Source organism: Paenibacillus sedimenti (assembly GCF_014534655.1).
Classification (GTDB): domain Bacteria; phylum Bacillota; class Bacilli; order Paenibacillales; family NBRC-103111; genus Paenibacillus_E; species Paenibacillus_E sedimenti.
The window spans coordinates 504,370-518,217 of the sequence record NZ_JACVVD010000002.1 but is presented as its reverse complement, the minus strand read 5'-3'; the positions used below and the strand labels follow the sequence as shown (position 1 = coordinate 518,217).

The window sequence follows — 13,848 nt, the reverse complement described above, 5'->3', positions numbered from 1 at the left end:
GCGTCCATATTAGGCGCTAAAAAAGGAGGTATCACAATGAAGGCTGTGATTATGGCCGGAGGCAAAGGGACGAGACTTCGTCCATTGACTTGTCATCTCCCCAAGCCCATGGTGCCTCTGATCGGCAAACCCTGCATGGCTTATACGATTGATCTGCTGAAAACGCATGGGATCTATGACATCGCCGTTACCATGCAGTATAAGCCTGAAGTGATACGTGATTATTTCGGAGACGGCCGAGGTTTCGGCGTTAACTTGCAGTATTTTCAAGAAACGACGCCGCTCGGAACGGCCGGCAGTGTCAAGAATGCCGGGCCGTTTCTGGATGACACCTTTATCGTGATCAGCGGCGATGCGTTAACCGACTTTGATTTGGAACAAGCACTGACGTTCCATAAGCAGAAACAAGCGAAAGCAACTCTTCTGCTCACTCACGTCAGTCACCCGTTGGAATACGGCGTCATCATGACAAATGACGAGGGACGGATTGCTAGATTTCTGGAAAAGCCAAGCTGGGGCGAAGTATTCAGCGATACGGTGAATACAGGCATCTATATCTTGGAGCCTGAGCTGCTGGAACGTGTACCGCACGGTCAGGAATTTGACTTTAGCCAGCAGCTTTTTCCGGCTATGCTGAAGGAAAACGGCGGTCTTTTCGGCTATATCAGCTCTGGTTATTGGTCTGATATTGGCAATTTGCAGCAGTACCGGCAGACGCAGTTCGATATGCTTGACGGCAAAGTTCGCGTAGACCTGCCCGGCAAACAAATACGGCCTGGCATTTATGTCGCTGACGGGGTTGAAACGAGCCCAAGCGCTCGTCTCATCGGTCCCGCCTTTATTGGAGAGGGAAGCAAACTAGGGGATGATGTAGAGGTTGGAGAGTACTGCATCATAGGCAGGAATAATCACCTTTCCAAAGGAAGTTCGCTTGCGCGAAGCATCATTTGGGATCACAACCATATTGCCGAGCACAACGAATTGGCCGGATCTACACTAACCAGCCGGATTATTAGTCATCAAGCAGCCTCTTTAGGCGATGGTTCAGTCGTAGGCAACCATGTCGTCATCGGCGCGGGCAGCCGGATTGGACCGAATGTCAAGATCTGGCCTCATAAACAAATCCGCGAGCATACACAGCTTCATACTTCTTTGATTTGGGGAGATACGGCCTCCAAGTCATTATTTAAAGCCCAAGGTGTAAGCGGAATGCCCAATCTGGACATCACGCCTGAATTTGCTGCAAAATTCGCTACGGCTTACGGAGCGACTCTAGCTCCAGGTAAGACATTGACGGTCGGCAGCTCCCCTCATGCCTTCTCCCGCCTGTTGAAGCGAACCATCACAGCCGGTCTGCAGTCGGTCGGCACGCATGTCATTGACCTAGGCGATTCCATACTGCCTGCGGCCGGTTTTGCCATTCGCCAGCTAGGAGCAGTCGGAGGTATTCATGTAGATTGGTCTGGAATGAAAAGTGATATGTGCAGCCTGGCTTGTATGGACGCGGAAGGGCTGCCTATCGAGAAATCCAAAGAACGGCGGGTCGAAAACAGTTTTTGGCAGGAAGACTATGGACGAGCTTCACTTGACGAAATCGGAAGTTACAGGCAGGAAACGCATTGGACTGTGACCTATATTAAAGCATTAGCCAAGGAAATCGCCTATGAACGGGAAGCGGTCAAACCTCTACGCATCGTCATCGAAGCAAGCTCCTGGCTGCAGCCGTATATGGTTCCCTTTTTTGAAATTCTGGGCACGGAAGCTGTTCACGTAACGACGAATCGTATGCAGGATTCCCTGCATGACTTCGTTCCGCTTTCCGCCGCACATCTCGGGGTCTGCCTGAAAGATGACGGACGCACCCTGCAGCTTATAACCGAACAAGGCGAAACGGTAGATAAAGAGCTGCAAACGGTGTTTCTCTACCTGTGCTATCTGCACAGCCGCCCGGGTACAACGATTGGTGCACCGGTCAGCGCCCCGCATACTTTGGAAAGTATGGCGGATGGGCTTGGGGCGACGATTGTAAGAACGAAAGAATGGCCGCGTGCGATACTTGAAGCAACGGGGGACGCCCGCATGCACCCTCTTTTCGATGCCTTGTTTGCCATCGGGCTGGTCATCCTGCATTTGGATAGAACCGGACTCCCGTTCTCCAAGCTCCTCTCCCTTCTGCCGAGCTTTCATCTCCATCGGGAAAGGATCGATTGCCCTTGGGATTATAAAGGTCAAGTGATGCGAAGCATGATGGAACGCGGGAAGCACACCCAGGTTGAATTGGTGGACGGAATTAAGTTTTATCACGAGGATGGATGGGTGCTATTGCTGCCGGATGCGGATGATCCAGTCTTTCAGGTAGTCGCTCAAGCCGCTGATCCGTTAATTACACAATCTCTTGTAGAATCCTACCGCGAACAAATTCTAAATGTGCTGCAGTAGGCATATGCTGATACAGAAAAAATCCGTTCTTCCAGGACACTCCTGAAGATGGATTTTTTCAAAGTCTCAAGTATGGGGGAGAGCGCGGTGTGAACATGATTCCAAGTGTTTCCAGACAGATTGCTTATATCCAGTATGACGATCAATCCTCCAGTATGATTGTTCAATATCATACTGGTTTCCAGGCATCTTATACCAATGTAAAGCAGGATGATTATCAGATGATCGTATCCGCTACAAATCGCTATGATTCGTTAATGCGGCTTACGGAAACCAGGAACATCGCCTTGCAGCCGCCTGCCAAGTGAATCCTATCGTCCAATCTCCCCTTTTACACAAGGCGGAGATTTTTCGTTTCCATGGCGCATATGCTACAATGTTGCACAAAGTATGTACCTGTGATTAACCATTACCTCTCTAGAGAAAAGGTGAGACAGATTCCTACCCCAGCCCACTTGCTCGATCGCTCGGATCGGGATACGCTCCATCTGCTCGTCCAATCCCCGACAGTGCTGTTTATTTATTGGCAGCTATCGGTAAGGAAACGCGCTATGGTTCAAGAGCATTTTGGCGCCGATTGGCAGGCGCTTCAGCCTACTTTGCGCATATACGATATCACCGGTCTATCGTTCGATGGAAGCTCGGCGAACGAGGTCTCGGAGCTTGCATTGCCACAGGGAGAGTCCTGCTTTCTCAGAGGATTTCACCCGGGTAAATCCTACATAGCAGATTTGGGCATTGTAGGCGGAGATGGATATTTCCTGCCGATCCTTCGCTCCAACTCTGTCGAGAGTCCTCTAATTGAAAGTGTGGCCGTGAACCCATTATCTCAGGAGTCCAGCGCCAACCATCGGGCAACTCCTTCACCCTTCCCGATCTCTTTTACGGTTGTCAAACCCATTCAATATGAACAATTTTCAGCCTATTCAGTGTATCCGCATCCACAGAAGATGGCGGATTCGGAACCAGGAGGCGATTCGGATTGAGCGAAGCCGTTCACGGTTATGTTGCTTTCGTTTTGCACGCCCATATTCCTTATGTCAGGCAAACAGAGGAGCACGTCACCCTGGAAGAACGCTGGTTCTTCGAAGCGGTCGTCGACAGCTATCTCCCCTTAATCGACATGCTTGACCGGCTCCTCAAAGACGGTATACGTTTCCGCCTTACGCTATCCCTCTCCCCTCCTTTGCTCGCGATGCTGGCGGATCCGCTGCTGCAGCAGAGGCTGAGGAAGCAATTGGCATCATTACGCGAGCTGGCTCAGCGTGAGGTTTTTCGTCTTTGGGGCGACCCGGAATTCGCCCCGACTGCCATTCATTATGCCGACCGTTACCGTCGGCTGGCCGAGCTCTACGATCGCCTGGGCGGCGATCTCATCGGGAATTTCCGCAGCCTGCGGGACACCGGCTGCGTGGAATTGATCACGTGCGCCGCGACGCATGCGTTCTTGCCCCTGGTCAAGAACGACGCCGCGCTGCGCGCGCAGCTCGAGGCCGCCGTGGTCGAGTTCCGGCGGCATTTTGGGGCAGACCCGGCAGGCATCTGGCTGCCGGAGTGCGGCTACACGCCTGCGGTGGAGCCCCACCTGCAGGCTCTCGGCCTTCGCCACTTCGTCGTCGATGCCCATGCGCACGCGCAGGCGATGACGACGCCGCAGGCGAAGGCCCGGGCGGGCGCGCCCCTGCGTACGCGGGGCGGCGCCTGCGCCTTCGCTCGGGACCCCGAAGCCGGCGCCCAGGTATGGAGCGCCGCGTCGGGGTACCCGAGCGATGCCGACTATCGCGAATACTATCGCGATATCGGCTTTGACCTCGGCCATGAGGATCCGGCCGAGTGGGATTACATCAAGCCCTATGTGCTGCCGGACGGGCAGCGGATTCATACGGGCTTGAAGTACCACCGCGTCACCGGCCCGGCCGCCGGTGGCGCCAAAGCGCCCTACCACCCGGCGCGCGCGGCGCACAAAGCTCAGCATCATGCTGAGCATTTCATCGCCGCCCGGGTGGCGCAGCTTCGCAGCCTCGCCCGCGAAGGCGAGGCGCAGTCCGCGGCCGCGGGCACGCCGCGGCCGGCAGAGCCGCCGGTCATCGTATGCCCCTACGATGCCGAGCTGTTCGGCCACTGGTGGTACGAAGGCCCCCAGTGGCTGGAAGCCGTGCTGCGCGGGCTCGATGCCGCGCGCAGCGATAACCCGGACGTAGTCGTATCGACGACTACGTTAGGCGCCTACGCCGCCGCCCATGCGCCGACCACGGAAGCGGAGCTTCCCGTGTCCAGCTGGGGCCGCGGCGGCTATGCCGAAGTCTGGCTGCAGCCGCACAGCCAGTGGGTGCATCCGCAGCTGCATGCTGCGGAGGACCGGATGCTGCGGATCGCGCGGAAGCACCCGGACCCCTCCGCGCTCACTTCGCTGCAGCAGCGTGCATTGAACCAAGCCGCGAGAGAGCTCATGCTGGCGCAAAGCAGCGACTGGACGTTCATCCTCGATGCGGGAACGGTCACTGATTACGCGTCCCGTCGAATCAGAACGCATTTGGAGCAACTCCATCTATTGCTGGACGGGTTCGAAGATATTCCGAGCATCCATACGGAGGGGACATTCCCCGACTTGCTTAAACGTTTGGAGCAACAAACTCCGTTTCTCCCTTTGCTTAGCTATCAGCTGTTCAATCATTTCGATGAAAGCGTACAGCTAGCTGTGACACGCTCCGATCGATTTTCATATCTTGATTCAATGACTGTTTTAAGGTACGCAACTTCACTTGCTGCGAGTGGCATGCCGCTGCGTATTTTGATGCTTGCCTGGGAATATCCCCCCCGGATCATCGGCGGACTTGCCAGGGCCGTGTGCGATTTGTCCAAGCAACTTGCCGCTTCCGGACATACGGTCCATGTCATTACATGCCATGCGCCCGATTGTCCCGAATACGAGCTGTCCGAAGGCGTACACGTTCATCGCGTTCAGGTTCTTCAATCCATTCAGCCGATCGGCTTCTTGGATTGGGTCTTCCAAATGAACTTGGCCTTCACCGATACGATCCAACGCCTGTCTCAGCAAAACGTTACGTTTCATGTGATTCATGCCCATGATTGGCTTGTCTATTACGCTGCCAAAGAGAGCAAACAGCTGCTTGGACTCCCGCTCGTCGCAACGATTCATGCCACCGAATTTGGCCGTAATCAAGGGAAGCCCGAATCGGATATAGGGCAAAGAATTCATCACCTCGAAGCCAAGCTGACCACGGAAGCCGATCGTGTCATCGCTTGCAGTCAATTCATGCTTGAGGAAGTGCTTCAGCTCTTTGCATTGCCGGCAGACAAAGTAAGCCGTATTCCCAATGGCGTACTGCCTTATCGTAAACCGGAGCCTTACGTACAGACCGTTAACCCGCTCCTTTCTACGGCTCTGCAAGATGCAGGCGTAGAAGATCGTATCATTTGCTTCCTAGGGCGTCTTGTCCATGAAAAAGGGGTACATCTGCTCATCTCCGCAATGCGGCTCGTGCTCAAACGATTCCCCCAAGCGAAGCTCATCATTGCCGGAACAGGACCTGCGCAGGAATCACTTCAAATGTTGGCAGCCGGCCTCGGTAATCGCGTCTATTTTACCGGTTTTCTGGATGACAGCGACAAACAATTGCTGCTGGATGCCGCGGAACTCTGTGTCATTCCAAGTCTTTACGAACCATTTGGTCTTGTCGCTTTAGAGGCAATGGCGAGTCGCACTCCCCTTATCGTCTCAGATGTTGGGGGGCTTGCAGAAATAATAGCGAATGGAATTGACGGCAGAAGGGTTCCGGCCGGTGATGTAAGCGCCCTCGCATGGGAGATCGCAGCCTGTTTGGAACAACCTGAATTAGCCCTGCGATTGGCAGATGCAGCACTTGCCAAGATTCGAACTACTTATGACTGGCAGGAAATCGGCACTTCCACAGCAGAGGTTTACTATCGATTAGTCTTTGATTTGCGCCAAGTTCAGGTATATTCCTCCAAGACGGGGAAATACTGAAAAAATATGTGAAACTCTATCAAACTGTAAGCGCACCCAGATTATATTTTCAGAATTTTTTCAAAGAATCATTGATTCCTTGGTAATAATTAGGTAACCTAGTGGCAAGCCCTGTGCTGATTCTGTACGATCAAAAGCCATACTAGAGACGCGATCTTCTATGGATACCCGTGTAACGGGTTCTGAGTCGCGAAACAAACAAAGAGTGGGGAAGTGATTTTTTGCCTAGACATCTGGTCATCGGAAACGGAAAATTTCTTATTAACCTCGATCAGCATTCGTACATGCGAGATCTGTATTATCCCTTCGTAGGCCAGCTCAACCATATCGGCGGCTATCAGTGCCGTGTAGGCATATGGGTGGATGGCGCCTTCGTATGGCTCAACGACCCCGAGTGGCAGTTTAAGTTAGCCTATGTGGAAGACTCTCTTGTCACCGAAGTAACCGCTACGCATCCCGGTCTTGGCATCACCCTCCTCATGAATGATGGCGTGCATCAGCGCGAGGATATTTACTTGAAACGCATTCAAATTACGAATCACAAAAACACAGTACGCGAAGTACGCATGTTCTTTAACCAGGATCTGCTCATTAACGAGACAGAGGTTGGGGATACGGCCGCTTATTATCCTGCTACGAATACGGTTTTCCATTATAAGAAAGACCGATATTTCATGTTCAACGGCAGCACGGGAACAGAAGGAATTTATCAATACTCTACCGGAGTCAAAAGATTCTACAATGCCGAGGGTACTTGGCGTGATGCCGAGGACGGGCATCTGATGGGCAATGCGATTGCGCAAGGCTCCGTCGACAGCACCATTTCTTTCCGTCTCTTCGTACCCCCGGATACCAGCCAGACGCTGTACTATTGGATGACTGCGGGGAAAACGCTCGAAGAAGTCAAAAAGCTGGATACGTATGTGAAAGACAGCCATCCCGGCAAGCTGCTTGACCGCGTAACGATTTACTGGCAGCGATGGGCGAATAAATCCGAACGCGACTACTGCGATTTGCCGGCAGAGGTACAGCGGCTTTTCAAACAAAGCCTCCTGATCGTCCGAACGCAAACCGACGTGAACGGCGCGATTATTGCCGCCAACGATTCGGATATTATGCAAAGCAATCGCGACCATTACAGTTATATGTGGCCGAGAGACGGCGCACTAATCGCTTACTCCATGTCCATGGCCGGCTATCAAGGCATGATCATTCCGTTCTTCAATTTCTGCGCGAACGTGCTGTCGCCTGAAGGTTACCTGCATCATAAATACAATCCGGACGGCACCGTCGGCTCCAGCTGGCATCCTTATGTTCATTCCGGACGCGTTCAGCTGCCGATTCAAGAGGACGAAACCGCCCTCGTGCTGTTCGCGCTCTGGCAAGATTTCCAAAAGCATGGCAGCCTTGAATTCGCACAGTCCCTCTACCGCAATTTGATTCGCAGAGCGGCCAGGTTCATGTCCACTTACATCGACCAGGAGCTTAACTTGCCGAAGCCAAGCTACGACCTGTGGGAAGAGCGCTACGGGATCTATACCTTTACGGCTTCTGCCGTTTACGGCGGTCTCATAGCCGCATCCGATTTCAGCAATTTGTTCGGCGATGAGGAACGTGCTAATCGATACAAGCATACGGCGGAGAAAATTAAGTCCGGCATCCTCAAGCATTTGTGGGATGAGAATGAGGGCCGTTTCGTTCGCGGATTGTATATGGAAGACGGCGAATGGATCAAGGATTATACACTCGAAAGCTCCGTTTATGGCATTTTCGAATTTGGGGTTCTGCCTGCTGACGACGACCGTGTCGTACGTACGATGAAAGCCAATAAAGCCGGTCTCACGATCAAAACCGAAGTCGGAGGTTCCGCCCGCTATCATCACGACTATTACTTTCAGCGCTCCACCGATATCGACAACGTTCCAGGTAATCCCTGGATCATCTGTACACTCTGGATTGCCGAGTGGGAAATTGAATGCGCCAAATCGCTCGCCGATCTCGAATCTCCGCGCAAGACGCTGGAGTGGGTCGTCAAGCACGCGATGGAAAGCGGCGTTCTGCCCGAGCAGCTGGATCCGTTTTCGGGAGATCCCGTTTCTGTCGCTCCGCTCACTTGGTCACATGCCACCTATGTGCTCACTGTCGTGAAGTACTTGAACAAATACAAGCAGCTTGTCAAAAAATAGCTGCAGGCTCAAAGCCGCTCTCCGGATAAAGGGGGGAGCGGCTTTTGTCATGCTTTTTTTCCCTTAAACGCTCTGCGCCAGAGCAGCAGGCTGAACAGCACGGAGACCAATAACAAGACATACGCGCCGAAAGGAACGTCCGTGCTTGCGAAATGCAGCAAACCAAAGCCTTTGATAAGGAGCATCAGCGGAAAAACCTTCCACCCATTTCATTTATTAAATCCAAGTAAATCCAGAAAAGCAAAAAAAAACGCAAATCCCCATCTAAGGGGCTAGCGTTCATATTTTTTCACACCATCTGCTCCTACTCCAGCTGAAATTCCTCCGTGTACGCTTTAGCATCCCACAGCTTCTCAAGTTCTAATTCGTCATTCCAATGTATGGTAAAGAGCCATCCTTTGTCATAGGTCGATTCGTGCAGCAGCAGCGTTGCCTTCTCTAACAGCATATTCACGGCCGTCACTTTGCCGGATAAAGGCGCGAGTAAGTCGTGTTCATCGTCGGCCACTGTTTCCACTGAGCCTATAAAATCGCCTTGCTTAACAACTGCATTGCGTTCCGGCAGGTCAATAAAAAGAATCATCCCCAGCTCGGCAATGCCATGCTCCGTCAACCCAATAACTGCCTGATCTCCTTCCAGCCGAATCCAGAAGTGAGTCCTTGTATACTTTAATTGTGCGGGTACCGACACGTTCGCTTTCCTCCAACTGAGAAAAAGCTCCTCCGCCCGCATTCGCATGCCAGCAAGAGGAGCTTCATCATCTACATATCTAACTTATTTTACAACCAGGTTTTTATCGCCTGGTTTCCAGTTCATTGGGCACAATCCGCCGGATTGAAGCGCTTGAAGCACGCGAAGTGTTTCTTCAACGCTGCGGCCTACGTCGTTGTGGTTCACAACTTCGTATTTCAGTTCGCCTTCCGGATCGATGATGAACAGACCGCGAAGCGCGATACCTTCTTCTTCGATCAGAACGCCGTAGTCGCGAGCTACGGATTTCGTGATGTCTGCAGCAAGCGGGAATTCCAACTTGCCAAGACCGTTGTCATTGATTGGCGTATTGATCCAAGCTTTGTGCGTATGGATGCTGTCGATGGAAACACCGAGGATCTCTGTGTCCAGCTCTTTGAACTGGCTAGCAGCATGGCTCAAAGCAGTGATTTCTGTCGGACATACGAATGTGAAATCCAATGGGTAGAAGAATAATACTAACCATTTTCCTTTGTAATCGGACAAAGAAGCTTTGCCAAATCCTGTACCGTCACCTAAAGCTGTCTCCATTGTGAAATCTGGAGCTTGTTTACCAACTAAACGTTCTGCCATTTGTATGACTCCTCCTCAAATCTATCTTCTTCGTATAAAATGGTATCATCCGCCTAGTTGAAAGTCAATAATTAGATCGTATATCAATTAATAATTATTATTATAAATGAAAATATGATGAACAAGCCCATTTCTGGTCATTTCCGGCATAAAAAGAGCCCACCAACTGCATGCAACTGCATCAGCCGGTAAGCTCTTTTTTTATTATTTACGCATAGCGTTGACGATCAGTTCACCCATCGCGACAGTGCCGATGGCTTTGCTCTTATCGACAGCGATGTCGCCGGTGCGGTTGCCCGCATCCAGCACTTCTTTCACGGCGCGCTCGATGGAATCGGCTGCGTCGTGGTAGCCGAATGTGAGACGGAACATGAGGGCAACCGACAGGATCGTTGCGATCGGATTCGCAACGCCTTGTCCTGCGATGTCAGGCGCAGAACCGTGTACCGGCTCGTACAAGCCGAAGCTGCCTTCACCCAGAGATGCGGAGGACAGCATGCCGATGGAACCTGTCAGCATTGCAGCTTCGTCACTCAGAATGTCACCGAACATGTTCTCGGTGACGATGACGTCGAAGCTGGACGGACGACGCAGCAGCTGCATTGCGCAGTTGTCTACAAGCACGTGCTCCAGCTCAACATCCGGGTAATCCGCAGATACACGGATAACGGTTTCGCGCCAGAGACGGGATGTTTCCAGAACGTTCGCTTTGTCAACGGAAGCCAGTTTCTTGCGGCGCGTTTGGGCGATTTCGAACGCTTGGCGAGCGATACGCTCAACTTCTGTCACGTTGTAGACGCAAGTATCAACCGCTTCTTGACCGTTAGCGCCTTCGCGACGGAATTTCTCACCGAAGTAGATACCGCCGGTCAGCTCGCGAACAACGATCAAATCTGTGCCTTCCAGAACTTCAGGCTTCAGTGTGGAAGCTTCTTTCAAGCAGTCGAAAATAACAGCCGGACGAATGTTCGAGAACAGTCCCAGCGCTTTACGAATACCGAGGAGACCTGTCTCAGGACGCAACTCCTTCGGATTGTTGTCCCATTTCGGTCCGCCTACCGCTCCAAGGAGAACAGCATCTGCCGATTGGCATACTTTCAGCGTTTCTTCCGGAAGCGGAGTACCTTTCTCATCAATCGCAATACCTCCGAACAAGGCATGCTCCGTTTCAAATTGATAACCGAACAATTCCTCGGTGCGTTTCAATACTTTTTCCGCTTCTGCAACGACTTCCGGACCGATTCCGTCCCCAGCGATTACAGCAATTTTTTTCACATCTGCCATGACTCTTATTCACTCCTAATATAGGGATCTTTGAGCGGAGCTCAAAGTCTCCTTTTTTGCTATAGTTATTTGCTGACCTTATTGTATCACATAAAGGGCATCTCACTAAGATATAAAAGCTATCACTTCTATAGGTGGCGCCTATAAGCCCTCGAAGCTATATTTTCCGATTAAGTTTCTGTCGTCGTTCCTTGCGGCAAGAGAGGCTCATACATCATAATCGCGTGATTCTCGGTCACCCATTCATCATCGACAAGCTCCTTCTCCCGGTTAAACACCCTGCGATGAATGACGTTATGCCGCACATAACCACCCCAGAATTCGCGGGTGATCGCATGCTTTTTCTCATAGATTTCGTATGTGTGAAAAGGAGGTACTTCTGCTCGCCACTCCCCTACCAAATGAGTATCCGTTACACGGACAATGAGCTGATATCGCACATCCGTATCGTTGCGGATTTGCAAATCCAAATAATTATAAAAGCATGTCGCCCCGCTTCCAAACGGTTGGCTCCTACCCGAATCAGGAAACACGTCGTAGCTGTGCCGATACCGTTCCGTGACGGTTAAAGGGGAATGCAGCGTCATCCAATAGATGAGGTTGGAAAGCTGGCACAACCCTCCCCCGACTCCGGTCTGCACTTGCCCATGGAAAAGAACCATACCGTCTACATAGCCCTTTCTTCTTGTCGTGTTGCCGATTAAGCGCCAGTACGAAAATGTTTCTCCGGGGTAAATCACGATCCCGTTTAACTGTTTGGACGCGATTCGGAGGTTGATGACTTTGTTATGCTGCAGCCACATATCTACGTCTCTAAGCTTTCTGAGCAGCGGCGTTTGGTGTGTGAAAACCGTATAGGGAAGTATCTCTTTTTGCTTGATTGTGGCATATGTTTTCCCGTCTAAATACCAAGCAAGGTAACGTTTGAGGCGAAATGCTTTTTTGCCAAAATAGATTCTTGCTTTGCTTCGACGGATCGGTTTAAGGGAGTTTTTCATAGTTTTGACAAAACCACCGAGACCAGAATACCCGCGATTGCAATCCAAAAGAAATAAGATCTGATCATTCTGCTTAACAACGAATCCTGTCTTTGCATTAACTTTTGGTGCTCGTGTTCCATGTTCAAATCTGTGGCTGCTCCTGAGCCTGCACCTGTGTCTGTAAATCCTCGAATCCCTGCACCATGAAGAAAAAAAGTAATAATGAGCAGTACTAAAGATCCCATGAACAAATAATCGGATACTTGACTTAGCATCATGCATTCACTCCTCTCAACTATCCTCCATTTACTTTAAAATGTAAAATTTGCCATGTCAACTTTTGAAAAAACACCCAAAGCTTATTCGCCTTTGGGTGCCGTGCTGATCATTATGCGTTTTGTAAATAAGATTCCATGGCCTTAGCCAGCTTCTGCATACCGAGGATCGTAGTCTCTCGATCCGTATGCGTATAGTTCAGGCGCATCGTGTTGTACTGCGGATTTTCCGCATAGAACGTGGAACCAGGAACGAAGGCAACGCCTTCTTGAACCGCGATTTTGAGCAGGTCTTCCGCTTTAATTTGCTCCGGAAGTTCAACCCAAATGAACATGCCGCCTTTCGGTTCTTCCCACTTGAGCCCAGGCCAGTTCAGCTCCGAGAGCAAGTTCGTCATGAACCTCATCCGCTCGCCGTAATGCTCACGGATTAGCGCAATGTGCGCATCCAGATCAAAATGCTCAAGAAGATGATATAACGTTTGCTGATCGATCGTACTCGAGTGCAAGTCGGCTGACTGCTTGAATCGTGCCATTTGGCGAATGATCTCCTGGTCGGCGATGACCCATCCTGTACGGAAAGCAGGAGCAACTGTTTTGGAGAAGGTACTCGTATATACGACACCGTTCCCTTCAGCTTTGCCGGCTAGCGAGAAAATAGACGGGTAATTTTCACCCTCTTTGAATTGAATCTCGCCATAAGGGTCATCTTCCAAGATGAGCACTTCGGCTGCGCGGCAAATTTTCAGCAAGCCCTGGCGTCTTTCCAGACTCCATACACGTCCTGCCGGATTAGAAAACGTTGGAATGACGTAGACCAGTTTCGGATTGTGCTGTGCGATTTTGGCTTGCAGATCCTCAAGGATCATCCCGTCGTTATCGCTTTCTACCGAATAGATTTTAGCGCCTTTGGCTTGGAATACCTGAAGCGCCGCAAGATATGTCGGTCTCTCGACAAGAATGATATCGCCTTCATCGATATAAACGCGAGTAAGCAGATCAATCGCTTGCTGAGAGCCGGTCGTCAGCATCATTTCATCCGGTGTCACGTGCATATTCTTCGATGCCATTCGGCGGCATAACGATTCGCGCAGCGGCTTATAGCCTTCGGTCAAACCGTATTGCAGCGCTGATTTGCCACCTTCAATAACTCGTTTGAATGCTTCGCTTACAGCATCCAATGGGAAAAACTCTTCAGCGGGCAGTCCGCCGGCAAAAGAAATGATCGAGCTGCCTTGCGTCAGCTTCAAAATTTCTCTGACTGCCGAGGAGGAAAAACCGTCCAGTGATTTGGAAAACCGATACTTCATAACGGACGCATCCTTTCGCATTTGTAAAAGCCCCCCTCCTC

General features: G+C 51.2%; 12 protein-coding genes. 5 read left to right on the top strand and 7 right to left on the bottom strand.

The window, feature by feature from the left end:
* Window positions 1-36: 36 nt before the first annotated feature.
* From ICC18_RS07030 to ICC18_RS07010, 5 genes are all read left to right on the top strand, one after another.
* Window positions 37-2,439, top strand: coding sequence for a sugar phosphate nucleotidyltransferase (locus ICC18_RS07030; RefSeq protein WP_188173649.1), 2,403 nt, complete (start codon window positions 37-39; stop codon window positions 2,437-2,439).
* 89 nt (window positions 2,440-2,528) lie between these two features.
* A complete protein-coding gene (locus tag ICC18_RS07025) occupies window positions 2,529-2,747 on the top strand; it encodes a KTSC domain-containing protein (RefSeq protein WP_188173648.1) in 219 nt (72 codons plus the stop codon).
* A gap of 51 nt (window positions 2,748-2,798) precedes the next feature.
* Window positions 2,799-3,425 carry a DUF4912 domain-containing protein gene (locus ICC18_RS07020; protein ID WP_188173647.1) on the top strand — a complete coding sequence of 209 codons (627 nt, stop codon included), beginning with the start codon at window positions 2,799-2,801 and terminating at the stop codon, window positions 3,423-3,425.
* Entirely contained in the window at window positions 3,422-6,448 is a 3,027-nt protein-coding gene (locus tag ICC18_RS07015; protein WP_188173646.1) for a 1,4-alpha-glucan branching protein domain-containing protein, read from the top strand. Before ICC18_RS07020 ends, ICC18_RS07015 begins: the two co-directional genes overlap by 4 nt.
* A gap of 221 nt (window positions 6,449-6,669) precedes the next feature.
* Window positions 6,670-8,634 (top strand): glycoside hydrolase family 15 protein, encoded by a 1,965-nt coding sequence (locus tag ICC18_RS07010; RefSeq protein WP_188173645.1) that lies wholly within the window; start codon window positions 6,670-6,672, stop codon window positions 8,632-8,634.
* 47 nt (window positions 8,635-8,681) lie between these two features.
* Here the strand turns inward: ICC18_RS07010 and ICC18_RS07005 are convergent, their stop codons facing one another.
* The 7 genes from ICC18_RS07005 to ICC18_RS06975 form a co-directional block, all read right to left on the bottom strand.
* Window positions 8,682-8,819 (bottom strand): hypothetical protein, encoded by a 138-nt coding sequence (locus ICC18_RS07005; RefSeq protein WP_188173644.1) that lies wholly within the window; start codon window positions 8,817-8,819, stop codon window positions 8,682-8,684.
* A 119-nt stretch (window positions 8,820-8,938) separates the two neighbouring features.
* A complete protein-coding gene (locus ICC18_RS07000) occupies window positions 8,939-9,325 on the bottom strand; it encodes a glycine cleavage system protein H (RefSeq protein ID WP_188173643.1) in 387 nt (128 codons plus the stop codon).
* An 84-nt stretch (window positions 9,326-9,409) separates the two neighbouring features.
* A complete protein-coding gene (locus ICC18_RS06995; RefSeq protein WP_188173642.1) occupies window positions 9,410-9,958 on the bottom strand; it encodes a peroxiredoxin in 549 nt (182 codons plus the stop codon).
* Window positions 9,959-10,162: 204 nt separating this feature from the next.
* A complete protein-coding gene (gene leuB / locus ICC18_RS06990) occupies window positions 10,163-11,242 on the bottom strand; it encodes a 3-isopropylmalate dehydrogenase (protein WP_188173641.1) in 1,080 nt (359 codons plus the stop codon).
* A gap of 170 nt (window positions 11,243-11,412) precedes the next feature.
* Entirely contained in the window at window positions 11,413-12,240 is an 828-nt protein-coding gene (locus tag ICC18_RS06985; protein ID WP_188173640.1) for a VanW family protein, read from the bottom strand.
* Window positions 12,237-12,500 carry a hypothetical protein gene (locus tag ICC18_RS06980; protein WP_188173639.1) on the bottom strand — a complete coding sequence of 88 codons (264 nt, stop codon included), beginning with the start codon at window positions 12,498-12,500 and terminating at the stop codon, window positions 12,237-12,239. Before ICC18_RS06980 ends, ICC18_RS06985 begins: the two co-directional genes overlap by 4 nt.
* Before the next feature lie 110 nt (window positions 12,501-12,610).
* Complete coding sequence (locus ICC18_RS06975) at window positions 12,611-13,807, bottom strand: aminotransferase-like domain-containing protein (protein WP_188173638.1); 1,197 nt, start codon at window positions 13,805-13,807, stop codon at window positions 12,611-12,613.
* Between the last annotated feature and the right edge of the window lie 41 nt (window positions 13,808-13,848).

Excerpts from the sequence above, each read along its gene's own strand:
- ICC18_RS06985 (WP_188173640.1), bottom strand. The coding sequence starts at position 12,240 with ATGAAAAACTCCCTTAAACCGATCCGTCGAAGCAAAGCAAGAATCTAT.
- ICC18_RS06975 (WP_188173638.1), bottom strand. The coding sequence starts at position 13,807 with ATGAAGTATCGGTTTTCCAAATCACTGGACGGTTTTTCCTCCTCGGCA.
- ICC18_RS07020 (WP_188173647.1), top strand. The coding sequence starts at position 2,799 with ATGGCGCATATGCTACAATGTTGCACAAAGTATGTACCTGTGATTAAC.
- leuB (WP_188173641.1), bottom strand. The coding sequence starts at position 11,242 with ATGGCAGATGTGAAAAAAATTGCTGTAATCGCTGGGGACGGAATCGGT.
- ICC18_RS07030 (WP_188173649.1), top strand. The coding sequence starts at position 37 with ATGAAGGCTGTGATTATGGCCGGAGGCAAAGGGACGAGACTTCGTCCA.
- ICC18_RS07005 (WP_188173644.1), bottom strand. The coding sequence starts at position 8,819 with ATGCTCCTTATCAAAGGCTTTGGTTTGCTGCATTTCGCAAGCACGGAC.
- ICC18_RS06980 (WP_188173639.1), bottom strand. The coding sequence starts at position 12,500 with ATGATGCTAAGTCAAGTATCCGATTATTTGTTCATGGGATCTTTAGTA.
- ICC18_RS06995 (WP_188173642.1), bottom strand. The coding sequence starts at position 9,958 with ATGGCAGAACGTTTAGTTGGTAAACAAGCTCCAGATTTCACAATGGAG.